The sequence below is a fragment of the Corynebacterium sp. L4757 genome (assembly GCF_043673995.1).
Taxonomy (GTDB): domain Bacteria; phylum Actinomycetota; class Actinomycetes; order Mycobacteriales; family Mycobacteriaceae; genus Corynebacterium.
On the sequence record NZ_JBIMEN010000017.1, the window covers coordinates 14,516 to 38,806 of the forward strand.

The window sequence follows — 24,291 nt, forward strand, 5'->3', positions numbered from 1 at the left end:
TAAGTGTTGAACTCCTTACACCACGCTAGCGTTCAGCGCTTTTGGCATTAGAATCTGAATAAGTCCAAAATTTCGGTTTAGGCAGATTTTTCACACTGTGCGCATTTACTAGTTATGCGCGGCGTATCTAGTTCGCCAAGGAAGGAAGTTCTCAGTAGTGGTTGACACCCTCATGATGTGGATTGAGTCTTTGATGACCACTGCATGGGTTTACCCAGTCGTCGGTATTTTGATCTTCGGCGATAGCTTCATCCCCGTTCTTCCTTCCGAAATTCCCCTGAACTTGGTTGGCGCCTGGGCCGGTGCTCGCGGTGAGCCAAATATTGGCTTGATGTTCATCGTCGCCATCATCTGCGCCATCATTGGTGATAATCTCTGTTTCCTGCTGGGCACGCGCTTGATGCCTTATATCAACCGCATTCGGCGCGGTTCGAAGACTTATGAAGCACTCGTGTGGGTTAAGCGGAATATGCGCCGCAATGCAGGCGCTGCAATCATCATCGCGCGTTTTATCCCCTCAGCCCGCCTACTGCTGACAATCTTGCTGGGTTCGGTCCGTTTTCCGTGGCCGATGTTCTTCTTCTTCGACTCCATCGGCGTCATGATCTGGGCTGCCCAAGCCCTGGCCATTGGCTATCTCGGTGGTGTGCTCTTCTCCGGCAACCCGCTGATCGCGATGATTCTTTCCGTGGCCTTGGCGACCATCCTGGGCTTTCTGGTTCAGCGTGCTCAGAACAAAATCATGGATGCGCTTGACGTGCGACGCGGCTACGCCGAAGCACATAATTAGCCATTACCTGCTTAGTATTCCTCAAATGCTGAGCTCTGGGCGCGCTGCGTTGCCGCTGCCTGCTTATTCAAATCTTGACACCAGGTCGGATATACCCTAAATCCCCGTTTTCCAGCATGCCTGCCGCGTGTGATGCCAAGGGAATCAAGATGTTCAGCAGTGAACCAGAATACTCCCCGCCGATCATCCTGGGCAACAAAAACGAGCAACCCTGCGTCAACGTCCTCTGCTAAATAAGGCGCCGTCGAGCCGGTTTCGTCACGGCGCCAGAACGCTACAAATGCACCGGGCTTAGTTGGTGTATTCCGCGCAGTACGGATATGCCACTGCGCCCCATCTATCGTTGCAACACCAGACTCGTAATCTCCGTTGTGTGGTTCGGGGATCACCTCGTAGCCAATCCTCTGCTCAAGCGCATACTGAGTGAAACTGGGGAATTGCACGCACTGGACGTTATCACTTCACGGGATCTGCCCACATGCCGGGTAACCAAAAATAGTGCACGTGCTGCCCCAATCGGATCACCCTGATAATGTGCTTGCTTGGCCAATCTGACTTAGTTCAATGACGGCACTTTTATTAGCATTTATTGGAGGATTCTTGACCGCGACAACCCGCCGCATTATTTACGTCATCACTTATGAGCTGGTGGCCATCTTGGCCGTTACCTTAGGATTGTCGCTCATTGGATTCGGTGGCGGCCAGTCTGGCGCAGTCGCTATCGCATCTTCCACGGTTGCTGTTATCTGGAATTTCATCTGGACCTCCATGTTTGAAGCATGGGAGCGCCGTCAAGAATCCCAAACCCGCACCGTAAAACGGCGCATTGTGCATTCCATCGGCTTTGAAGGCGGCCTGATGGTCTTCCTCATCCCCGTCGTCGCCTGGATCCTCAAAGTCTCCCTCTTCGAGGCCTTCATTCTCGAAGCCGGCATCCTTGTCTTCTTCCTGATCTACACCTTCGTCTTCATGTGGATCTTCGACAAAATCTGGCCTCCACATGCAGCGTCGGTTGAAACAAAGGCCACCGTGAGCGGCTAGACAGAGACACATGCCTCGGGCCTCCCCCTTTTTATAGTTTCAGCAACAGCGCTAAACGATTTGGGAGAGAATAGTTGTTATGGCATCTAATGACAGCAAATCATTCACCGAACTGGGCATTCCTACCCACCAGCAACTTGTAATTCCAATTCTTCAAGCGGTCGAAGCCCTAGGCGGAACGGGCGCAACAAGTGAAATCAACGAATACGCGTTGGAGCGGCTACCCGATGCTGAAGAACTTGTTGAATACACCTATCCGACTAGACCAGAGCTTTCGGTTCTATTGGATAGATTGGCTTGGGGCCGCTCAACGGCTAAAAGGATTGGCGTCCTTACACAGCCTTCTCGTGGAATGTATCTCATCACAGATGATGGAGAATATTTGCTATCCCTCCCCGAAAGCGAAGCTTATGAAAAGGTCCGCGATCTGGATCGCCAAGCATATGCTGAAGACAAGAAGCAGCGTGAAGAATCCAGATCCTCGAAGCTAATTCACTCGAAGAAACCCGGAGAAGGTGCCAATCGCCAAGGGGCCGACTCCTTCGACAAGGACGATGCTTCTGACTCCGGTGACTTACCAAACCCCGAGCCAGACGAAGACTCTGAGGCATTAGACTGGAAAGTTCAGCTGTTAACGCGACTGCACGAACTGACTCCAGAGGGCTTCGAGAAATACGTCATCTATTTGCTAAAACGGTACGGACTCAACCTCCAACACTCCGGAGGAACCGGCGATGAAGGGGTCGATGCCATCGGTACCGCCCCACTTAGTCCGGTTCTTTCTTCTCGCGTAGCTGTACAGGTCAAACGATACGCGCCTGATGGAAAGAAAATCGGCCGAGAAACTGTAGCGTTATTCCAACATGATGCGCGCAATAAAGGTGCAGAGCGTGCAATTCTTGTAACCCTCGGAAACTACACAGAGCCTGCGAGGCGTGCAGCGACACAAGCGCTTCCTTCAGTCGACCTCATCAATGGAGATCGGCTTGCGGACCTAGTGCTAAAGGATGGTAATTCCGGAGTCATAATCCAGCCGACGGTCGATTTGGAGTGGTTCAACCAATTTGACTGACCGGGTAATTTGCTCGGAGCGTCACAATTGGTTCCTTTTATCGTGCCTGATTAAACCACTGCATCATCCTTCACGTGCATTCCATCGCTGCTGGGCAGTTCTGTTTGCAACAAAGAATTGGGCTATGTGACAAATGAAAAAAAGGACTTCCCGATGGGAAGTCCTTTTTTATCCAGCCATCACTTCCGAGGCGGAAGTGGAGGATAAAGGCAGTTAGTTAATGCTTAGATAGCGTTAACGTTGGTTGCCTGTGGGCCCTTTGCGCCCTCACCGATTTCGAAGGAAACCTGCTGGTTCTCTTCGAGGGTACGGAAGCCGTTGCCCTGAATCTCGGAGTAGTGAACGAAAACGTCTGCGGAGCCATCCTCTGGAGCGATGAAGCCGAAGCCCTTTTCAGCGTTAAACCACTTTACGGTTCCCTGTGCCATGATAAATATCCTTAAAAATAGGGGGAGTCGTCGTTGAAGAATTATCAACGCCGGGTCAAACAAACTTTTTCGAACTCCCGGTCCCCCGGGTGCACGCGATAAAATCTTGCCATAACTCTTTTTGCGAGCACCAAAGTGGTGTTAAATCTTGCGCCAAGAAACTGCGACCACAGTCAGTGTGACACGTTTTGAACCCTTGGCGGTAGTCTTTAAGAGATTTCTTTTTCACGCTTACCTATAAAGGGGGTAGATTTTGAGTTTCGGTGAAGAACTACTCTCTGCTTTAACCCCACGGTTTTCTACCTCCACGTTGACGCATTCCGTCACGCATCCCGCCACAGCAGCACGCTATTCGGACTGGCCAGAGTGGGCTTTGCCCGAACTGGTGGAGAAGTTTCAGGATCGTGACATCAAGCGCCTTTACTCCCATCAGCGCGAAGTGGCTGATTCAGCTTTCGGCGACCAGGATGTGGTTGTAGCCACAGGCACCTCCTCCGGTAAGTCACTGGGCTACCAGTTGCCTATTTTGACCAGGCTGGCAGAAGACCAAACAGCCTGCGCACTGTATCTCACCCCAACTAAAGCCTTGGGCTCAGACCAGCTGTTGGGGATTATGGAGCTAACTCGGGGCATCGACAAGCTAAGCTCTGTTATCCCTTCGCCTTATGATGGCGATACGCCCACGGAAGCGCGTGCGGGGATTCGTGACCATGCGCGGTTTGTGTTTTCCAACCCGGACATGGTGCATATGTCGATTTTGGCAGCCCATGAACGGTGGACACGGTTTCTACGCCACCTGCAATTTATTGTGATTGATGAATGCCATTCCTACCGCGGGGTTTTCGGCGCGCACGTAGCGCTCGTGCTGAGGCGACTGCTGCGTATTTGTGCAAAGTATGGTGCGCACCCGACGATCATTGGCGCTTCTGCCACCATGAATGACCCAGCGCAGCACATGAAACGCCTGACTGGCCGGGCGGACGTGCAGGAGGTAATCGAAGACGGCGCCCCGACCGGTGAGCGCACGATTGCTCTGTGGGAACCAGGGTTCATTGAGGGGGCGGAAGGCGATAATGGCGCGCCCGTGCGCCGTGCTGCCACCACGGAGGCGGCTGACATGATGGCCACGATCGTCGCTGAAGGTGCCCGCACGATGACCTTTGTGCGATCACGCCGTTCCGCGGAGCAGGTGGCACTGCGCTGCCAGGCAGAGTTGTCGGGCGGTTTGGCCAGGCCCGATTTCGCCCGGCGTATTGCGTCCTACCGCGCTGGCTATTTGGCGGAAGATCGTCGCAAGCTAGAGCGCGCGTTAGATAATGGCGAATTGCTCGGCGTGGCTACGACGTCCGCGTTGGAACTCGGCATTGACGTGGGCGGCCTTGATGCGGTGGTCACGGCAGGTTTTCCGGGCACGGTTGCCAGTTTCTGGCAGCAAGCCGGGCGTGCGGGGCGCCGCGGGCAGGGCTCACTCGTGGTGCTGGTCGCACGCGATGAACCTATGGATACCTACTTGGTTCATAATCCTGATGCCCTGCTGGGACGCCCGGTGGAAGCTAGCGTTTTCAATCCGGAAAACCCCTATATTCTGTACGGGCACATGTATTGCGCCTGCATTGAGCAGCCTGTCACGGATGCTGAGGTGCGCTTTTTCCGCGCCGAGATTGTCATTGAGCAGCTGGCGCGTGAGGGACTAATTCGCCGCCGCCCGCAAGGGTGGTTCGCGGTGCCGCAGTTGAATAATGATTTGCGCCCAGAGACCGCGCACTCGCAGGTTAGTCTGCGTGGTGGTGCTGGTAATGATGTGCTCATTATGGACACCAGTGATGGTCGCCTACTGGGCACAGTCGATGGTGCGCGGGCTTCTTCCCAGGTCCATCCCGGCGCGGTCTATCTGCACCAGGGTGAAAGTTTTGTCATTGATGAGCTCGATGTCCATGAGGGAATTGCTTTTGCCACTCCTGGTCAGCCGGAATATTCAACGCAGCCAAATTCCACCACGGATATCGCCATCATGTCCGCTGCCAATGAGGATGAGCTGATTGATTATGGCGGCGGTGTGTGGGCCGCGCTGGTGGACGTGGAAGTCACCGACCAGGTTGTGGGCTATTTCCGCAAGCTGGCCGATGGCACCACTTCCGATCTCTTCCCCCTCGACCTACCCGAGCAACGCCTGCGCACCCGCGCGGTGGCCTATACCGTGGATCCACTATCCCTGGAGGCGATGGGCATTCGTTCCGCGGATATTCCCGGCGCGCTGCATGCTGCGGAACACGCAGCGATCGGTCTTTTGCCGCTGATTGCCACGTGTGACCGCTGGGATATTGGTGGTGTCTCCACTGCGCTGCACCAGGACACGCAAATGCCGACGGTCTTTGTCTATGACGGCCATTCCGGTGGCGCCGGCTTCGCCGAGGAAGGCTTCAAGCGTTTCCCCGAATGGATTGCGGCCACCTTTGATGCGGTGCGCTCCTGCCCCTGCGAATCCGGTTGCCCGTCCTGCGTGCAATCCCCCAAGTGCGGCAATGGCAACCAGCCACTTGATAAAGCCGGTGCGTTAAAGCTACTGGGCGCGCTGGTCACGCTGACTTCTGGCGACCATCGCTGATTTCCCAGGTATGTGTCTGAGCAGTTTTAATTTGGGTTAGATGGGTCCAGCTTTGGCGCTCGCATTTTGCGTGCGCACCGAAACGGTGACTTGAATGTCTTGGCCTAAGACAGAGCAGGCTTGAACTGAGGCATTATTCGCTACACCAATAGCAGTTGCCTGGGCGCAGCCGTCTTCACCAGTGACATGAGCAAAGGCACCGGCAATGGCAGCCATGTCAGCGGCGACTTGGGCTTGGTGGTGGGCGGCAACGTGCGAGATGATCATCGCGACTGCGAGGAAAAGCGAGAGGACCGCGATGATGATCCCGGATGAAGCCACGGTGGCGTACCCAGAGGAATCCATGAGCAGGCTGCGTATCTTTTTCAGCATTAGTTGTTCTTCACTTCGCTAGGGAAGATGGCGTCCGCGCTCATGGTGCCAATGGCCGCGGGGACTCGTGCTGTTACGGTCACAAGCCCCGCGGATTCCCCGATGTGGACAGTAATATCCTCACCAGGTGGTTGGTATTCAATGCCGATGGCGTGAGCACGTGCAGCCGCGCCCGCGATATCCACAGCGGATATATACGCTGCCATGGTGGCCAGCCCACCGATAATCGCTGCAGCGACAATAACAAGGACCGCCAGGGACAACGCGGCTTCAATCGTGACCGAGCCACGGTCATTCAATACCAACTTCTTCATGGCTGAGTGCTCTCCTTACCTAGGTGATATGTTGGGGACTTACTTGGGAATTAGCCAGGTGAATTGGAGAGTGCTTCGGTGATAATTCCTTCGATGGCATCGATGACCCCGCCGCCATTAATGACCATGTAAAGCACCGCAGCAAGGGCTGCCGCAGCCAAACTTCCCATGGCATATTCGACTGTGCTCATTCCGTTATCATTGCGGAGAGCTGCGGTTTTCTGACCAATTGCGACGATTGCCTTTTGGGTTTTTAGGTTGATGGTGTTCATGATTTTTCCTTTTCTGATCCAGCGTTAGATATGCGCTGGTGGTTGATTGGTTGGTGTGGTGATTAAAGGAGTTCGGAGCCGAGGCTGATGACAACGGGTACGAGCCCCAGCACGATGAATGCGGGTAGGAAACATAGAGCCAAAGGCAAGGAGATGAACACTCCTGCGCGTTCGGCTTTAGCGACGGCTTGGCTAGTGGCATCAGAGCGAAGCGTGTCCACCAGCCGCTGACATCCGGACGCGATAGCCGCACCGGAGTCTTCAGATAAGGTCACGAGCCGAGCCAAGTCACTGAATCCTGGAACCTGGTGCATCTGCTGCCAGGCACGGTCGGGTTCTACCCCGAGTGCCAACAGCGAGGACACATGGGTCCAGTAGCGCGAGGTTTCATCACCTGCCACCAATGACAGAGCATTGGTGGCTTGCTGGATTGATAGCCCCGCGCGCAGACACGCGACGAAGAGCTCAATATCGCCAGCAATAATCAGTGGATCGACTTCAGGTGCAGTCTTTTTCACCACCGCGTTGATGAGTGAGTGAACCCTGCTTCGTGGCGCTGGCTTTCCATCCGGGCCGTCGCGCGGGGTCTTAGGCATCTCACCGGGATTAAGCCGGAGTTTGATGTCGTGGCCAGCGCGAGGAATAAGTGTTAATCCCACGAGTAAGAGCAGGCTGAGTGCAAGATGATTCATGATGGTGTCCTTTTCTTTATTTGTGTGGTTTAGCCGGCGGCATTTGAGATGAGCTTCCGGGACCATGTAAAGCCTGCACAGACCAGCCCCACCCCGATGACCAACAGCATTCCCCCAAGTCCGCCGCCGAGTAAGAAGCCAGCCGGGTTTGCGCCCATGATGGTTCCCATGAAGATTCCGGCGAATGGTAAAAGTGCCAGCACAATCGCAGTCGCTTGCGGCCCTTGGAGGCTTGCCGCGGTGGCACTGCGGTGACGTTTGCGAGAATCAATCTGGTTATGTGCTTGGTCAAAGACATCAGAGAGCGGGATGCCGTGGCGCTCACTCAGCGAGCACAAAGCACCAAGGGCTTTGAGCTGCGGGTGTGATTTCTTCAAGACGGTGGAGATACTTCCCCCGCGGTGTGCCAGGACCGCAGCGGTAGCAACAGCGGTTTTAAGTACTGATGGCGCAGATGTACTTGTTGCAAGGTCATCGGCACCACGGGTTAATGCCGCTGGCACCGAAGATCCGGCGCGCAAGTCTGCGGTCATCGTCCCTAAAAGCTTGGCGACAGCATCTTCTGCATGTAGTTGGGATGAGCGCTGTCGGGCGCTGCTGACATGATGCGCGATGGTGATAACGATGATGAGTGCAGCAATGACTACGGTGATACGCCCAATGACCATGAAGAGAAATACTGCGATGAATACTGCCGCGAGAATTGCCCATGGCGGAATGCCACGAGAGAACCGGCCGCTTTCAGGTTTATAAGAACCCGCGATGCGTGTTGCGGAAGGCTTTGACGGAAGCAGGATGCCCAACGTCAGGATTAATAAGGAGTAGAAAGTCGGGGTCATGATGATCGCTCCACGAAGAAGTCAGCTGGGAAATCACCATCAGCGCTAAACCCAGCGGGGATGAAAAGGTTGGAATCTGATATGAGGCCGGAGGCGGGTTCGGATGTCGGTTCAGAATTGGATTGGATAGCTTCGGTGGGGCCCATGCGGGTGAGGAAGTCTTCACAGCCGGCATGTGGTCCGTGCTCGCGGGACCAGATGACCTCGGTAGTAACAGGATTGCCGGAGACGATGCCGATTTCCTTGAGGCGGCGTCCTTCGAGTTCACGCGACATAGTGAGGATGACGTCCACTGCCGCCGAGAGCTGGGAGTGCAGGCCCGTGCGATCAAGACCGCCCAGCGCGGCGAGCGCTTCCATGCGGGCGGGTACTTCACTCAAGGAATTCGCGTGCAGGGTTCCTGCGCCACCGTCGTGGCCGGTATTCAGGGCGGCAAGTAGGTCAACAACTTCCCCGCCACGAATTTCACCCACGATGATGCGGTCCGGGCGCATACGCAGTGCTTGCCGCAGAAGCTGGGACATGGCGATTTCACCGGTGCCTTCAGCATTCGCCCGGCGTGCGACCAAGGTGACCGTGTGCGGATGATTAGGACGAAGTTCGGCGGTGTCCTCGATGATGAGCAGTCGCTCAGTGGCGGGGACTTCGGATAAGAGAGCAGATAGCAGAGTGGTTTTGCCCGAGCCCGTGCCGCCGATGACTAGGAAAGACGTCCGCGCGGCAATCATCGCGCGTAGGAGTTCAGCAGCTTCTTCAGTAATGGTGTCATTGGCAATGAGTTCAGATAGCGAGGCATTCGATTGACGCAAGACGCGGATGCTTAAGCACGTGCCGGATTCACTCGGTGGGGCAAGTAGTGCATGGATACGCAGGCTGGTGCCGTCATCACGATTAATTCGGCCATCGGCAAAAGGTTGTGCATCATCTAAGCGTTGGCCACAGCTAATGGCCAAACGCGTGGCCAAGCGGCGGACTTCCGCATCCGAAGCAAAAGACACCGCAACGCGTTCAAGCCCCTCACCTTGGTCAACAAAGACATCATGTGGGCCATTAACCACAACGTCCGTAATGCCAGGACGGGCAAGGACTTGCTCCAAGAGACCAAGGCCAGAGGTGTCATTACGGAGCTGACGCAAAATGTCCAAAACCTCAACATCACTGATGACACCGGCTTGTTCTCTAATCAGCCGCGCGAGAGTTGCCGGATTATTCCCCAGGGTGGGGTCCTCAGCGATGGATGCCTGCAAAGATGCAATCAAAGAATTATTGTCACTCATCGCTACCACCCCGCAGCACTAAGGATGTCAGCAGCACACACCGCCAGAGGTTTGGGCATTTTGGTGGGCAGGCCAGCGACTTCAGTGGTCTTGGTCAAATTCTTGATGGTGGGCAACTCAGTAATGACGTCAGCGCGGGTGATGCGCTCAATTTCAGCAGCACTTAATCCAGACCATTGGCGGTGTCTGAGAACCACCAGGACATCGGTGCCACGGGCTCTTAATTCAGCGCAGATTTCGGCTGCAGCAGCAGCCGAACGCACTTCAGCAGCAACCAATAGAACAACAACATCCACGCTCTGTGGGATGTTGTGCGCAGGAGCATCCACAATGATGACGTGAAAGCCACTTGCAGCAGCACTGACCATGCGGTCAACCGCCTCAGCTTGCAGACGAAAAGGCGTCTCTACTTGAGAACGCGTGGTGGATAAGACTGTGATTCCATCACTGCTGGTGGGCAAGGCTGACGCTAAACCAGTGGCATCAATGGTTCCTGTACCCACGGAGACATCGGGCCAGCGCGCGCCGGGCGCAGATTCCAATCCCATAAGCAGGTCGAGACCGCCGGAATGCGAGATGGCATCGATAAGCAATGCGGCATCCTGACTGTGGCTCACCGTTCGGGCTAAAGCAACCGCCAACGTTGATGTACCCACGCCGCCGCTCGCGCCGACTACCGCGATGCGCAACGCAGTGGCATCGGCGGGCGCCGCGGCATCTGCTGCTAATGCTTGCAATAGCCGCGTGGACTCGGCGGGAAGGATGAAAGCCTGCACGGCGCGCGAGCGCAGTGCTGCTTCAAAATCAATGGGGCCAGGTTCGGGCGCGACATAATAGATACGATGACTGCGTCCGGTGGCAGCCACATGAGCGGCGGTGGAAGAATCCACAATGACCGCATAAGCATCATGGATATAGCGGGCTAACTCACGCGGATCGGATAAGTGTTTAACTTCACGTTGGGTGGCTGCGGCCGCATGCGTGGCTTCCGGTATCACCACCGGGTTGGTGCAGGCTATGAGGATAAATTCCAGGTTGTGCGTCATGCATTCACTATCACGCAATCAGCACAAGCCTGGCTAGGCCTAAGGCGCACGCCTGTGGATAACTCCGCCCATTTAGCGAGCATTGTTGACGGGTCATCATTTTTCTGTGGATAAGTGCGTAACATTAGGGTTAAGCCCAACGATTTTCCCTATGGACTTTGAGCCACACGAGTGCCACAATAGTCACAGAAGTTAACAATTTACCCAATCGTTATCGTATGCCCCACTTGGTCCGCGGACTGAGCCATACAATTTGAATTTACGGAAGTAATGCATGAGCACACATGAGAAGTCCCCAGCGAAAGGCGCCCGCATCGCAGCGTTTTTTGACCTGGACAAGACGATCATTGCGACATCTTCCGCTTTTGCTTTCGGCAAAGAATTCATGAATAACGGATTAATCACTCCCGCAGATGCACTCCAGATGACACTGGCGAAGGCCAGTTACATGATGGCGGGCCAAACCTCTGAACAAATGGACGCCACCCGTGACCAGCTGGCCGCAATGGTCACCGGCTGGAGCGTGGAAGAAGTAGAAAATATCGCGCGTGAAACCATGCACACCGTGGTCACTCCGGCGATTTACCACGAGGCACGTGAGCTCATTCAATTCCACCAAGCCGCCGGCCACGAGGTAGTAATCATCTCCGCTTCTGAGGCAACGCTTGTACGTCTCATCGCTGAAGAGCTCGGTGTTGAGCACGTAGTGGCCACCGAATTAGAAACCTTCGAAGGCCGCTTTACCGGCGGAATCGTCCACTATCTCAAAGGCCATGCGAAGGCCGATGCGGTGGCTGAGATTGGCCGCACGGAAAATATCAACTTGGCAGAAAGCTTTGCCTACTCCGATTCCGCGACGGATATTCCGATGTTGGAATTAGTTGGTAATCCCGTTGCGGTTAACCCTGACCGCGCCATGAAGAAGGCCGCGCTGGAAAAGGGGTGGGATATCCGCACCTTCCGCGACCCAGTTCCGCTCTTTACTATGCCTAACGCGAAGGAAGTCGGCATTGGCGCCTCCGTCGTTGCGGGCGTTGCGGCTCTGGTGGTAGCCGGCGTCTGGTTATTTCAGCGCCCACCAGTGGAATCACACAAAGAAACGAAGAACGCCGATATCTTCACCTGGCTTCATACGCCACTAGCTGGTTAAGTTCAGCCCATCGAGGATTTACTTCTAGGTTTTATCTGGTGCCTGTCTTTTCATTCCACATGAAGTTCAGTACCGGGATTATGCGTGTTCAAAGGCTCTTTTTAGGCACTTGCCACGCCAAACAGATCCAGTGCGAGCAAATCTATTAGGATGGGAACGTATGTCACAGTGACTTTTTTGATCTACTGTGGTTGATGAAGATTATTAAACGACACTGCGCACCCTTTTGAGGAAGGTTATCTACCGTGAGCAACGACGGACTCTACACCGATGGCACCCAGAGCTTTGGCCCAAAGGTTAACTCCATTCCGCTATCGGATGTTGACACCAGCAAGCCGGGCGAAACTTCCATCGGAACGCTAGTTTCTAACGCAACCGAGCAGATTTCTACCCTGGTTCGCTCCGAGGTTGAATTAGCAAAGACTGAGCTGGCCGCTTCCGCCAAGAAGGGCGGCATCGGTGCCGGTCTCTTCGGCGTTGCTGGTGTTATCGCGCTATACAGCTCTTTCTTCTTTTTCTTCTTCCTCGCAGAGCTGTTGACCCACCTGTGGTTCGACCGTTGGGCTTCATACCTCATTGTCTTCCTGCTCATGTTGGTTGTCGCCGGAATCTTCGCAGCTATTGGCTTTAGCCAGATCAAGAAGGTGAAGAAGCCCGAAAAGACAATTGAGTCAGTCAATGAGCTCAAGCACCTCAAGCCAGGTAAGGCCAAGGATGCTGTAGAAAAGCGCAATAAGGGTCTTTACACCTAAAGCACTTCCGCAGCCTTCGCCCTCCCTCACCTATCCGCCCGTCGCACAATCTTTGGCCACGGGCGGATTTTTGTGTGAGCAGCCGATATTAGTCTCTATCCGCTGTCTTCATCCCCTTTTATAACCGCCTTTTGTCCAGACCAGCCGCAATATGATTTAAGGACCTTCAATGACGTCGCAGCCCCTGTCACCATCAGTGGTGGAGCTTAAAGGCGATTTTGAGCACGAATTCGTCCACACCCGCGGCATTCGCCTGCATGTGGTGACGGCGGGCAAGGAAGATAATCCGCTCATCGTGTTGATTCACGGGTCTTTTGGCGGATGGTTTGAATACCGCGACGTTATTGCATTGCTTGCCGATGCCGGCTTCCGCGTCGCCGCAGTAGACCTCCGGGGGTTCGGCATGTCCGATAAACCACCAGCGGGAAGAGGCCAAGACATTCGCACGTTAACGGGCGATATTTCGGGGGTTATCCAGGCGCTAGGTTATGAAAGAGCCATCGTGGTGGGCAATGACACGGGCGCTGCATTGGCATGGTCGGTAGCGATTGATAAACCCGAACGCGTCAATGCCGTGGTCAGCATCTCGGGCTGCTACCCCGTAGATTTTCGACGCGGTATCGCTGCACGCCCTTGGGATTTCTTATATTTGCTCATGAGCTCCCTGTGGTGCCGCCTACCTACCCGCTCCATGCCGCAGAGCTGGTATAAATCCGATCTATTTAGCAATACCTCCTCGACTTTCCGTAAAGAGCACTCCGCACGCTATGCAGAGATGCTGAAGCTGCGTATTGATGCCTCACAGATTGGCAATGTCCAACGTGGCGCGGTATCCAATCACAGCATTTTGATGTCTGCGGTGCCCTTGCGCTGGATGGACAAGCGCGCGAAAGCGCCCGTGCTATTCCTGCACTCAGGTCAGCGCCACTGGACGCCACTTATCCGCCGTGCTCAAGCTCGCGCCGCTAGTAGCTTCAAAGAGCATTCCATTGCTGGCACCAAAAATATGCCGCACCTCGAGAACCCCGAGGGCTTTGTTTCTGCGCTGAAGAATTGGCTCAAAGCCGCGTAGCCATTGCATGAGCCTCACCCCGTTTAAGGGGTGAGACAAAATACATTTTTAGCAAAATTATTCGCAGTCTTCGCAGGTAGTAACAAATTTCACTACATGAGACTAAAACGTCTTAACCAGTACAGATCTATCCTTCTTGTCTGTGTCGCCGTTCACAAGGTACGTTTACTCCAAGCCCAATCACAGGCTCGACTCATGATTTTTTCATCTCAACGTGGAGGTCACCCCTCATGACGATCAAGAAGACGATCGCGCTGCTGGCTGCAGCATCTACCTCGCTCGCCCTCGTGGCTTGCTCCGATTCCGCATCCGATGATTCCGCATCTGGCGACGACGCATCGAATGGCGCATCAGGCGGCGACAACTACATCCTGGTTAACGGCACTGAACCTCAGAACCCACTGGTCCCTGCCAACACCAACGAAACCGGCGGCGGCAAGATCGTCGACTCCATCTTCTCCGGCCTGGTTGGCTATGACGCAGAAGGTGAGACCTACAACGAAGTAGCAGAGTCCATCGAGGCCAATGACGATAACACCGAATTCACCATTACCCTCAAGGATTGGCAATTCACCGACGGCACCCCAGTCACCGCCAATTCCTTCGTTGATGCATGGAACTATGCGGTTGCTAATGCACAGCTAGGTGCATACTTCTTCGAGCCAATTCAGGGCTACGCAGAAGAAGGCGTCGAAGAGATGGAAGGCCTTGAAGTCATTGATGACAAGACCTTCAAGGTCACCATGAATGGCCCAACCGCTGACTTCCCGCAGCGTCTTGGATACTCGGCATTCTCCCCACTGCCTGAGGTCGCTTTTGAGGACATGGATGCCTTCGGCGAGAACCCAGTGGGCAATGGCCCGTACATGTTGGAAGAGTGGAACCACAACTCCAATGCTCTGCTGGTACCTAACCCGGACTACTCCGGTGAGACCGAAGTACAAAATGATGGCTTGGACATCGTGTTCTACCCATCCCAGGACGCTGCATACGCTGACCTGCTCTCCGGCAACCTGGACGTGCTGGATCAGATTCCAGACTCTGCATTCTCCGTCTATGAAGATGACCTGGGCGACCGCGCAGTCAACCAGCCTTCAGCTGTCTTCCAGTCCTTCACCATTGGTGAGAACCTAGAGCACTTCGGTGGCGAGGAAGGCGTCCTGCGCCGCCAGGCACTGTCTCACGCCATCAACCGCGAAGAGATCACCGATACCATCTTCCAGGGCACCCGTACCCCAGCTAAGGACTTCACCTCCCCTGTTGTCGCTGGCTTCTCCGAGGATGTTCCAGGCAACGAGGTTCTAGAGTATGACCCAGAAAAGGCCAAGGAGCTCTGGGCTCAAGCCGATGAAATGAATGAGTGGTCCTCCCCAGAATTCGCCATTGCGTATAACTCTGATGGCGGCCACCAAGCATGGGTTGATGCAGCAGCTAACTCCATCAAGAACACCCTGGACATCGAAGCCGTAGGCGCTCCATACCCAGACTTCAAGTCCCTGCGTGATGAGGTCACCAACCGCACCATCGAGACTGCATTCCGTACCGGCTGGCAGGCAGACTACCCAGGCATGGGCAACTTCCTCGCCGCCCTCTACGGCACCGGCGCTGGCTCTAATGACGGTGACTACTCCAATGAAGAATTCGATGCGAAGATCCGTGAGGCAGATGCTGCTAGCTCCCCTGAGGAAGCAGCTGAGCGCTTCAAGGAAGCTCAGACCATCCTGTTCGAAGACCTCCCAGCTATCCCTCTCTGGTACTCCAACGTGACCGCTGGCTACTCCGAGAACGTTGACAACGTTGTCTTCGGCTGGGACTCTGTTCCAATGTTCGCTGATATCACCAAGAACTAAATCCCACTCCCGGGTGCGCTACTTCTTCCCGATGATTGAAGTTCTCATCTAAGCCCTCGTGCTCCACACCCACTGGATGCCGAGGGTTTAGTCATGCACTAGAACTTCGCATTCTTAGCCAATTTATTCACAGCCATACACACGACATGTCGGGGAAGTTTTCAAAAGATTGCCCACTATTTGGGGTAGTCGGAACACATGAACAACTCGCCGAAGATCCCACACCATGGAACTCGACCCAACAAAGGATTACATTATCCCAGCTAATCGATCTTCACATGCCACATAATGGGACACGTCAACCGAAATGGTTATTTTGGACTAGAGAAATAAGTGTGACCTCACGCTATGCGGATTATCACTGTGGCGACAGGCACTTTAAGATAAGTCACAATGACTGCAGTTGGTGACTTAGAAACGTTGCGGAATCGGTAGTTAGACCCAAAAATTCTTTGTAAAGGACACATATATGTTGCGCTATATTGGGCGACGAGTGCTCCAGATGATTCCGGTGTTCTTCGGAGCAACCTTGCTCATCTACGCACTTGTCTTCCTCATGCCTGGTGATCCGGTGGAGGCACTAGGTGGTGACCGCGGCCTAACTGAAGCCGCGCGTGCACGCATTGAGGCAGAATACAACCTTGATAAGCCATTCATCGTTCAGTACCTGCTGTACGTGAAAGGCATTTTGACCCTTGACTTCGGCACTACCTTCTCCGGCGTCCCGGTAACAGAGGTCATGCAGAACGTCTTCCCAGTCACGCTGAAGCTGGCGTTTATGGCCATCGTCTTCGAGACCATCTTCGGTATCGCCTTCGGCGTCTACTCCGGTATTCGTCGCGGCGGCTTCTTCGACTCCACCGTTCTGGTCGTGTCCTTGCTCGTTATTGCAGTTCCATCCTTTGTTACCGGCTTCGTCTTCCAGTACATCGTCGGTATTAGATGGGATTTGCTGCCGGTAACAGTCGGCCGCGATGAATCCTTCCAATCATTACTCATGCCGGCAATCGTGCTGGGTGCGCTGTCCTGCGCGTACATCATCCGCCTGACGCGTCAATCAGTCAGTGAGAATATGCGCGCGGACTACGTCCGCACCGCACGTGCCAAGGGCCTTTCCGGTGGCACCGTGATGACCCGCCACGTGCTGCGTAACTCGCTGATTCCAGTCGCAACCTTCATCGGTGCTGACCTTGGCTCCCTGATGACTGGCGCCATTGTTACCGAGGGCATCTTCGGTATCAACGGTGTCGGTGGCACGCTCTACCAAGCAATTCTGCGCGGTGAGCCAACCACCATCGTGTCCTTTACCACCGTCCTCGTAGTGATCTACATTATCGCCAACCTGCTGGTTGACCTTCTCTACGCGGTACTCGACCCAAGGATTCGCTATGCCTAATATCGATCGCAATACAGACCCGCAGGATCTCGGCGAGGAAATCTTGGTCTCCCACGGCCGCCGCGGACAAGACCACTACATCGCTGAGACCGATGAAACCGGCCTGGGCGCCGTTGACGCTGTCAAGGATGAATCGGCCCCTTCATCGCAGTGGGCTGAAGCTTGGCGCTACCTGCGCAAGCGCCCTTTGTTCTGGGTCGCTTCATTCATGATTCTGGTGGCCCTTCTGCTGGCGCTATTCCCATCGCTCTTTACCTCAGTGGATCCCCGCGCATGTGCGCTGGCAAACTCCCTGAACCCGCCTGAGGAAGGCCACATCTTCGGCTTTGACCGCCAAGGCTGTGACATCTACTCCCGCGTTATCTACGGCGCACGTGCCTCCGTTCTCGTGGGCGTTCTGACCACTTTGGCTGTCACCATCATCGGTGCTTTAGTCGGTTCCGTCGCTGGTTTCTTTGGCGGCTGGACGGATACCATCCTTTCCCGTATCACTGATATCTTCTTTGCCATCCCGCTGGTTCTGGCAGCAATTGTTGTCATGCAGATGTTCAAGGAATACCGCACCATCATCACCGTGGTGGTCGTGCTGGCTCTCTTCGGCTGGGTCAATATCGCGCGTATTACTCGTGGCGCCGTGATGTCCATTAAGAATGAAGAATTTGTCCAAGCAGCGCGCTCCGTTGGTGCATCCAAGTGGCGCATTCTCTTCAGCCACGTTCTGCCAAACGCAGCCGCACCAATCATCTCCTACGCCACCGTGGCGCTAGGTACCTTCATCGTGGCTGAAGCAACGCTGTCCTTCTTGGGCATTGGTCTTCCGCCGACCATCGTCTCTTGGGGCGGCGACATTTCACAGGCGCAGGCATCTTTGCGCCAGCAGCCAATGGTTCTGTTCTACCCTGCAGGCGCACTGGGCTTGACCGTATTGAGCTTTATCATGATGGGTGACGTTGTTCGTGACGCGCTCGATCCAAAGGCAAGGAAGCGATAATCCATGACTGAACATAACGCTGAAAAGCCATTGCTGGAGATGAAGGACGTCAAGATCGCGTTCTCTTCCTCCACCGGTATCGTCGAAGCCGTTCGCGGCGTCAACATGACCATCTACCCTGGCCAGTCCGTCGCTATTGTAGGCGAGTCCGGTTCTGGTAAGTCCACCACCGCGATGTCTATCCTGGGCCTACTGCCGGGAAACGGCAAGGTCACTGATGGCCAGATCATCTTCGAAGGCGAAGATATCACCGGCTTTAGCAACAAGGATTATGAGAAGCTGCGTGGCTCTCATATTGGTCTGGTCCCACAGGACCCGATGTCCAACCTCAACCCAGTGTGGCGTATTGGCACCCAGGTTGAAGAATCCCTCAAGGCCAATAACGTGGTTGAGGGCACCAAGCGCAAAGAGCGCGTCGTGCAGGTACTCGAAGAAGCAGGGCTTCCCGATGCCGAGCGTCGCGCCAAGCAGTACCCCCATGAGTTCTCCGGTGGTATGCGCCAGCGTGCTCTCATCGGTATCGGCTTGGCAGCGCGCCCGAAGCTACTGATTGCTGATGAGCCAACCTCCGCCCTGGATGTGACCGTTCAGAAGCAGATTTTGGACCACTTGGAGAATTTGACCAAGGAGCTCGGCAACGCTGTGCTCTTTATTACCCACGACCTTGGTCTGGCAGCGGAGCGCGCTGAGCATCTCATTGTCATGCACCGCGGCCGCATCGTGGAGTCCGGACCATCGCGTCAGATTCTTAAAGACCCGCAGCACCCGTACACCCGCCGCTTGGTGACTGCAGCACCATCGCTGGCATCTTCTCGTATTCGCGCTGCGCGTGAAGCTGGCGTGGAATCCACCGAGCTCATCGCCGGTGCCTCCGAGGAGCGCTCCGAAGAAGCGGTCATTTCTGTCCGCAATCTGACCAAGGAATTCGATATCCGTGGCGCTCGCGGTGATAAGAAGAATTTCAAAGCAGTAGATAACGTTTCCTTCGACCTGCGCCGCGGTTCCACCCTGGCACTGGTGGGTGAATCCGGTTCCGGTAAATCCACCGTGGCCAATATGGTGCTCAACTTGCTGGACCCGACCTCCGGCACGATCGAGTACGAAGGAACGGATGTTTCCACGCTGAGCCGCAAGCAACTTTTTGACCTGCGCCGCAAGATGCAGGTGGTCTTCCAGAATCCTTATGGCTCACTCGATCCGATGTACTCCATCTTCAAGTGCATCGAAGAGCCTCTCAGACTGCATAAGATTGGTGACCGCAAAGCCCGTGAGAACCGCGTGGCAGAACTCCTGGACATGGTTGCCATGCCGCGTTCAGCCATGCGCCGCTACCCAGATGAGCTGTCCGGTGGTCAGCGTCAGCGTATCGCCATCGCTCGTGCACTGGCGCTCAAGCCCGAAGTTATTGTTTTGGATGAGGCCGTTTCCGCGCTGGACGTTTTGGTGCAGAACCAGATCATCCAGCTGATGGCTGACCTGCAGCGTGATCTCAACCTGTCCTACCTCTTCATCACGCACGACTTGGCGGTTGTCCGCCAGACCGCAGATGACGTGGTGGTCATGCAAAAGGGCGCTGTGGTTGAGCAGGGATCTACCGATGAGATCTTTGATAACCCAACGCAGGAATACACGCGAAACCTCATCAACTCTGTGCCTGGTATGCACATCGAGATTGGTACTGGTGAAAACCTCGGTCTGGCGGAGAGCTAACCCGCCTCTCCCCGAACGACAACGCCGCGCACTGTGAACATCGTGCGCGGCGTTTGTTCTTGCCTCAGCTAGCCAAATTACTGGGTAACGCACTCCTGCGTATCCACAGAATCACGCAGCTGAGTTACATCACCAATATGTGATTGCACTTCTTGCGCCGTAATCGCATAACCAGTATCGGTATCATCCACGGATGCACCGAAGATAAGCCCCAACACTGTACCTTCAGGCGAAATCAGTGGACCACCGGAATTACCCTGAACAACGCTGCCGCGCAGAATATAGGATTCGCGCTCAACCCGGTTTTCGGAGTAAATGTCTGGACCTGCAATGGTGACTCGGTCCCGCACGCGGGCAGGGTTGGCGGTAAATGGACCGGAGTTCGGAAAGCCCATCACAACAGCATCATCGCCGGTATTGGCTTGTCCCTCTTCCCAGGACAAGGGCGCAAGACCTAAGTCTGCAGAGTGCAATACTGCGATATCAACCTCTGGGTTGTAGTACACCACGCGAGCTTCTTTAATGCCCAGGACCGTATCAACGTAGGCCGTATCAGTTCCGGCGACCACGTGGGCATTGGTAACCACGTAATCATCAGCCGTGACAAAACCGGAGCCCATCATACGGCGCTGACAACCATCAGCATCCGCGATGACATGCACTACTGATGGCCGTACCGCACGCACCATGTCTTCATCGGCTACTTCAATATTCGGCTCTGCTACTTCCACCGACGCACCATCGTCCCACGGCATCATCACCGGTGGCAGACCAGATTCATTGAGCATCGCCGAAATGCTGCGCGGTAGTTGAGCAAATTCAGCCGGCATGAGGCTGTGAACTTTGCTCAAGATTGTTGATTCACGCAGGCCCTTGCCCACATTGCCCGATAGTCCCGTGGCCAGTGGAGTTGCAACCACCCAGATCAACACGACTGTGAATACAGACATCAGTACTAGGCCGATACTGGAATCAATTCGCTGCGCACCCTTGGTCTTCATCCGATCCCGCAGTGAATGCCCGATGGCGGACCCCATCAATTGTCCAAGCCCGACCAGCAGAATCAGCATGCCGATTGCTAGCAAGAACCTAATGCCTACTTGGTTCGTGACATTCAGAACCACTGGAGCAACGCCCAGTCCGACGACGAGACCAGCAATGATTCCTATTACTGCCAAAGAAGATGAAATGCCGCCTTGGCGCCAGCCGATGGCCATCGCGGCGATAACAGCCACGACGATAAGACCATCAATAATCCAAGACGGGTCCACAAGATCTCCCTTAGGTTTTTAAGTGCTGAACCTACAGGACTTTACTAGACCCGACGTTCGTTATTACGTGAGGCCGCGATGGTCTCATGCAAATCAAAGGTCCTATCCATGTCCCATTCAGTTGCCCAGCCGGTTTTATCCAAAAGCGTTGTGAGCGCCGCGGCGGTAAAGCCCCAAATGATGTAATCATTGATGCGAAAGCTTGGAGAACGCCACCTATCCCACGCCAGCATCAGGCGATTCTCGGGATTGCGTAATTCGGAAATAGGAAGTACAAATACGTCATCTGCTTCTTCAGTGTTGACTACGCCAACTTGGCTGGACTGATTCCAATGTGCGAGCACTGCCGTGATGCGGTTTCGGCGCACCGGCACGCATGTTTCGCCCCAGTCTGCCAAGGGGGTCACGGTCTTTCGATCCAAGCCTGTTTCTTCCCACGCTTCCCGCAGCGCGGTATCAACGATATTGACATCAGGCGGATCTATACGCCCGCCAGGAAAAGCAATTTGGCCCGAGTGCGAGCGCATATGCGGCGAGCGATGAGTCAGCAATACTGTGGCGTCTTCTCTGTTGGTGCCGCCAATCAACATCAGCACAGCCGCTGTGCTTTTCGCCGGCGCCTCATGCCTTTCGGGGTTGCGGTTGATGATCTTTAAGACATCCTCGCCCCGCACATCCAACGCTGGGCTTAACCAATCTGGAGCCAGCTCAGGGCGCAGCTGAGTATTCTCACCGGGCGAGTCAGCAATGGGGAACGTTCCTGCCATATCCCCTATCCTATCCATTTACTTCCGCGCTTAGCTCAGGATTCATTCCTTGGAGTTTTAAGCAGCAAGCGCTTCCTTAATCGAGGTTTCTATTTCCTCAGCTGATGTGAATGGTTGGATGAATCTTTCTTTCACCTCACCGTCAACAACCACAAGCGTAATCGGTATAACACCAGGTAGAGCTAGTGTTCCAGCGAAAAGGTTGGAGTCATCTTGGTAGCTGGGCAAATCAACATCTATGTCATTGAGGAAAGCCGCACCATTGCCGGCATTGCGGTCAGCGTGTACTCCGACCACATTCCACTCGGGGTGCTTCTCCGCCACTTCTTCCAGGTAGGGCAGTTCCTCACGGCAGGGTTCACACCACCAGGCCCAGATATTCACGATAGAAATACCTTCATCGGTTGCAGTCTCGCCTGCAGCATCCCCACCCAAACATGGCAATTCCACACCCGCGACAGGCCCTACCGGACAGTCAGGGCGGTTAGCCACATTGCTATCTTGCGCAGGTTCATCGCTTGCCGCGTCATCAGCCGAGCTTGCCGATGTCTCCTCCACCCCAGAGCTTGGCGCCGCGGTACCTCGAGCCATGTCTTCACCAGAATCATTATTAAGCACCGACATGGCCGCGAGGATTACGCCGATGGTCATCACGATGGCAACAATTATTGAGAGGACAACGCTTCTTTTCACCGTGACTTCTCTTTCTGACGTGGCTAAGAAAATTCTTTTGATTTAGCTTCCGGACGGACTGCCTGTAGTTAGTCTATCTATCAACAAACTCTTTCAGGAAAATGCAGAGGGACAGAGTTTCTGCACTGGGCAATCCATGCACGCGGGCTTCTTCGCGGTGCAGCAGCGCCGCCCATGAAAGATGAGACGGTGAGAAAACATCGTCCATTCATTCGCTGGGATGACGTCGCAGAGTTCTTTTTCAATCTTCAACTCGGTAGTTCCCGCGGCCAATCCGAGCCGGTGCGAGACACGTTTCACGTGCGTATCCACTGCCAAACCCGGGAGACCAAAGGCATTACCGCGCACAACCAGTGCAGTTTTACGTCCCACCCCCGGCAATGACGTCAGGTCTTCGATACTGCTGGGGACTTCACCGTCGAAGTCCCCCACGAGCTTTTGCCCCATCCCGATCAAGCGTTGTGCTTTGGACGGTGCCAGACCAAGGGACTTAATGATGGCAATGATGTCTTCTACATTTGCCTGGGCATAGTCCATGGCTGTTGGATAAGCCGCAAAAAGCTTAGGAGTTACTTGATTGACCCGCACGTCCGTGGTTTGGGCAGAAAGTAGCGTGGCCACGGTTAATTCCAACGGGTTAGAAAAATCCAATTCGCAGTGCGCATCAGGATAAGTCTCAGTAAGAACCTCATTGATCGCGAGTGCGCGGTCGGCGGTATCCATGTCCGGGACCTTACCTTTCTGCCGTTTAGGACCACAATTGTTCAATAATGAAGTGCCCCGAGTTTTGTTCCTAGGCGTTTGCCTTGATTTCCATTATTTCCTGTGGCGGGGTCTGCTTCCAAAATTCGGTTTCCACCTCGACCGGAGTTCGGTATCCCAAGCTTTGGTGGAGCCTAGTCTCGTTCCACCATGACACCCACTCGAACGTCGCGATTTCTACCTCGATCACGTCATCCCACCTGCGGGTATGGATCAGCTCGTTCTTGTAGGAGCCGTTAACGTTTTCGGCCAGAGCATTGTCGTAAGAGTCGCCGACACTTCCGGTGGAAGCGGCAATCCCGTGCTGGGCAAGTCGCTCGTTGTAGACCACGCTGACATACTGCGACCCGTGATCCGAATGGTGAATGAGACCTGTTGTTTCCTCAGCACACACGATCGCCTGGTTGAGAGCTTGCAGTGGCAGTGCTTCGGTCCGCATCGAGTCTGATAACGCCCACCCAACAATCCGTCGGGAGTAAACGTCGGTGACAAACGCGGCATACACAAAGCCTTTCTTCGTGCGCACATACGTAATGTCGGCCACCCACAGTTTATTCGGACCCTGGGCTTTGAATTCACGCTCGACTAAGTCTGGGCGCAGATCAGGCGTGTTAGCTTTTCGGGTTGTGATAGGTGATCCGCCTTTGCCTTTGCCAGAAACACCGGCCAAGCGCATCAGCCGGGCGGTTTGTTCACGACCGATATCAATTCCTTCACGGCGAAGCGCATGCCACATTTTCCGCACACCGTAAACACCGTAATTATCCCGATGAACAGCACTAATGCGATCAACCAGCGCAGCATCGCGAAGGCGACGAGCACTTAATCCACGGGCCTTGGATTGGCGATACCCACGCGAGGTGATAAACCCACCAGCCCGGTTATTTTTCAACGTCTTACAGATGAACTCGACGGAGAAACTACTCCGGTATTCATCGATGAACCGGATCATTTCCGACGTTTTGGGTCGAGTTCCGACGCGAAAAAAGCTGAGGCAGCCTTCAGAAGTTCATTGGTGTCGCGGAGCTCTTGATTTTCACGGCGTAGCCTCGCGTTTTCGGCAGCCAAATCTTCGGGCACGGGTTCTGGGATGTTTCCTGCACGGCGGGCCTGCTGGGTCCATTGACGA

General features: G+C 54.7%; 25 protein-coding genes and 1 pseudogene. 11 read left to right on the forward strand and 15 right to left on the reverse strand.

Going from position 1 to position 24,291, the window contains the following annotated elements; all coding sequences use genetic code 11:
* Positions 1-157: 157 nt before the first annotated feature.
* Positions 158-790, forward strand: coding sequence for a DedA family protein (locus ACG98I_RS12780; protein WP_394720981.1), 633 nt, complete (start codon positions 158-160; stop codon positions 788-790).
* 11 nt (positions 791-801) lie between these two features.
* Here ACG98I_RS12780 and ACG98I_RS12785 read toward each other — a convergent pair whose 3' ends face one another.
* Positions 802-1,233 (reverse strand): MepB family protein, encoded by a 432-nt coding sequence (locus ACG98I_RS12785; RefSeq protein ID WP_394720980.1) that lies wholly within the window; start codon positions 1,231-1,233, stop codon positions 802-804.
* 157 nt (positions 1,234-1,390) lie between these two features.
* Between ACG98I_RS12785 and ACG98I_RS12790 the strand changes: the two genes are divergently transcribed.
* A complete protein-coding gene (locus tag ACG98I_RS12790; protein ID WP_394720979.1) occupies positions 1,391-1,831 on the forward strand; it encodes a PACE efflux transporter in 441 nt (146 codons plus the stop codon).
* A 79-nt stretch (positions 1,832-1,910) separates the two neighbouring features.
* Positions 1,911-2,903, forward strand: a complete 993-nt coding sequence (locus ACG98I_RS12795) for a restriction endonuclease (protein ID WP_394720978.1) — start codon at positions 1,911-1,913, stop codon at positions 2,901-2,903.
* 224 nt (positions 2,904-3,127) lie between these two features.
* Here ACG98I_RS12795 and ACG98I_RS12800 read toward each other — a convergent pair whose 3' ends face one another.
* Entirely contained in the window at positions 3,128-3,331 is a 204-nt protein-coding gene (locus ACG98I_RS12800) for a cold-shock protein (RefSeq protein ID WP_394720977.1), read from the reverse strand.
* Positions 3,332-3,584: 253 nt separating this feature from the next.
* Between ACG98I_RS12800 and ACG98I_RS12805 the strand changes: the two genes are divergently transcribed.
* Positions 3,585-5,936: a DEAD/DEAH box helicase gene (locus ACG98I_RS12805; protein ID WP_394720976.1), complete on the forward strand. Its 2,352-nt coding sequence runs from the start codon at positions 3,585-3,587 to the stop codon at positions 5,934-5,936.
* A gap of 36 nt (positions 5,937-5,972) precedes the next feature.
* Here ACG98I_RS12805 and ACG98I_RS12810 read toward each other — a convergent pair whose 3' ends face one another.
* The 7 genes from ACG98I_RS12810 to ssd all read right to left on the reverse strand — a co-directional run bounded on the left by ACG98I_RS12810 (position 5,973) and on the right by ssd (position 10,748).
* Positions 5,973-6,308, reverse strand: coding sequence for an Rv3654c family TadE-like protein (locus tag ACG98I_RS12810; RefSeq protein WP_394720975.1), 336 nt, complete (start codon positions 6,306-6,308; stop codon positions 5,973-5,975).
* On the reverse strand, positions 6,308-6,622 hold the full coding sequence (locus ACG98I_RS12815) for a hypothetical protein (protein WP_394720974.1): 315 nt from the start codon (positions 6,620-6,622) through the stop codon (positions 6,308-6,310). The genes ACG98I_RS12810 and ACG98I_RS12815 overlap by 1 nt, the downstream gene beginning before the upstream one ends.
* 50 nt (positions 6,623-6,672) lie before the next feature.
* The gene (locus ACG98I_RS12820) at positions 6,673-6,894 is read right to left on the reverse strand and encodes a DUF4244 domain-containing protein (protein WP_394720973.1); all 222 of its coding nucleotides are present in this window, start codon (positions 6,892-6,894) and stop codon (positions 6,673-6,675) included.
* 62 nt (positions 6,895-6,956) lie between these two features.
* Positions 6,957-7,586, reverse strand: a complete 630-nt coding sequence (locus ACG98I_RS12825; RefSeq protein WP_394720972.1) for a type II secretion system F family protein — start codon at positions 7,584-7,586, stop codon at positions 6,957-6,959.
* Positions 7,587-7,615: 29 nt separating this feature from the next.
* Positions 7,616-8,425 carry a type II secretion system F family protein gene (locus tag ACG98I_RS12830; protein ID WP_394720971.1) on the reverse strand — a complete coding sequence of 270 codons (810 nt, stop codon included), beginning with the start codon at positions 8,423-8,425 and terminating at the stop codon, positions 7,616-7,618.
* A complete protein-coding gene (locus tag ACG98I_RS12835) occupies positions 8,422-9,702 on the reverse strand; it encodes a TadA family conjugal transfer-associated ATPase (RefSeq protein WP_394720970.1) in 1,281 nt (426 codons plus the stop codon). The genes ACG98I_RS12830 and ACG98I_RS12835 overlap by 4 nt, the downstream gene beginning before the upstream one ends.
* Before the next feature lie 2 nt (positions 9,703-9,704).
* Positions 9,705-10,748: a septum site-determining protein Ssd gene (ssd, locus tag ACG98I_RS12840; protein WP_394720969.1), complete on the reverse strand. Its 1,044-nt coding sequence runs from the start codon at positions 10,746-10,748 to the stop codon at positions 9,705-9,707.
* Positions 10,749-11,022: 274 nt separating this feature from the next.
* Here ssd and ACG98I_RS12845 point away from each other — a divergent pair, with 274 nt between their 5' ends.
* From ACG98I_RS12845 to ACG98I_RS12875, 7 genes are all read left to right on the forward strand, one after another.
* Positions 11,023-11,898 carry an HAD family hydrolase gene (locus ACG98I_RS12845; protein WP_394720968.1) on the forward strand — a complete coding sequence of 292 codons (876 nt, stop codon included), beginning with the start codon at positions 11,023-11,025 and terminating at the stop codon, positions 11,896-11,898.
* A gap of 245 nt (positions 11,899-12,143) precedes the next feature.
* Entirely contained in the window at positions 12,144-12,650 is a 507-nt protein-coding gene (locus tag ACG98I_RS12850) for a phage holin family protein (RefSeq protein WP_394720967.1), read from the forward strand.
* A gap of 169 nt (positions 12,651-12,819) precedes the next feature.
* Complete coding sequence (locus tag ACG98I_RS12855; protein ID WP_394720966.1) at positions 12,820-13,722, forward strand: alpha/beta fold hydrolase; 903 nt, start codon at positions 12,820-12,822, stop codon at positions 13,720-13,722.
* Positions 13,723-13,952: 230 nt separating this feature from the next.
* Positions 13,953-15,572 carry an ABC transporter substrate-binding protein gene (locus ACG98I_RS12860; protein WP_394720965.1) on the forward strand — a complete coding sequence of 540 codons (1,620 nt, stop codon included), beginning with the start codon at positions 13,953-13,955 and terminating at the stop codon, positions 15,570-15,572.
* A 469-nt stretch (positions 15,573-16,041) separates the two neighbouring features.
* Entirely contained in the window at positions 16,042-16,968 is a 927-nt protein-coding gene (locus tag ACG98I_RS12865; RefSeq protein WP_394720964.1) for an ABC transporter permease, read from the forward strand.
* Complete coding sequence (locus ACG98I_RS12870) at positions 16,961-17,959, forward strand: ABC transporter permease (protein WP_394720963.1); 999 nt, start codon at positions 16,961-16,963, stop codon at positions 17,957-17,959. The genes ACG98I_RS12865 and ACG98I_RS12870 overlap by 8 nt, the downstream gene beginning before the upstream one ends.
* Positions 17,960-17,962: 3 nt before the next feature.
* Positions 17,963-19,669 (forward strand): dipeptide ABC transporter ATP-binding protein, encoded by a 1,707-nt coding sequence (locus tag ACG98I_RS12875; RefSeq protein ID WP_394720962.1) that lies wholly within the window; start codon positions 17,963-17,965, stop codon positions 19,667-19,669.
* A gap of 77 nt (positions 19,670-19,746) precedes the next feature.
* Here the strand turns inward: ACG98I_RS12875 and ACG98I_RS12880 are convergent, their stop codons facing one another.
* The 6 genes and pseudogenes from ACG98I_RS12880 to ACG98I_RS12905 all read right to left on the reverse strand — a co-directional run.
* Entirely contained in the window at positions 19,747-20,940 is a 1,194-nt protein-coding gene (locus tag ACG98I_RS12880; protein WP_394720961.1) for a MarP family serine protease, read from the reverse strand.
* A gap of 44 nt (positions 20,941-20,984) precedes the next feature.
* The gene (locus ACG98I_RS12885; protein WP_394720960.1) at positions 20,985-21,707 is read right to left on the reverse strand and encodes an NUDIX hydrolase; all 723 of its coding nucleotides are present in this window, start codon (positions 21,705-21,707) and stop codon (positions 20,985-20,987) included.
* Between the two features lie 57 nt (positions 21,708-21,764).
* On the reverse strand, positions 21,765-22,400 hold the full coding sequence (locus ACG98I_RS12890; protein WP_394720959.1) for a TlpA family protein disulfide reductase: 636 nt from the start codon (positions 22,398-22,400) through the stop codon (positions 21,765-21,767).
* A 93-nt stretch (positions 22,401-22,493) separates the two neighbouring features.
* Positions 22,494-23,123, reverse strand: a complete 630-nt coding sequence (gene nth / locus ACG98I_RS12895) for an endonuclease III (protein WP_394720958.1) — start codon at positions 23,121-23,123, stop codon at positions 22,494-22,496.
* A 70-nt stretch (positions 23,124-23,193) separates the two neighbouring features.
* Positions 23,194-24,114 carry an IS3 family transposase gene (locus tag ACG98I_RS12900; RefSeq protein WP_394719950.1) on the reverse strand — a complete coding sequence of 307 codons (921 nt, stop codon included), beginning with the start codon at positions 24,112-24,114 and terminating at the stop codon, positions 23,194-23,196.
* Positions 24,111-24,291 (reverse strand): annotated as a pseudogene (locus ACG98I_RS12905) (transposase); the annotation flags it as partial. The gene ACG98I_RS12900 and the pseudogene ACG98I_RS12905, both read right to left, overlap by 4 nt.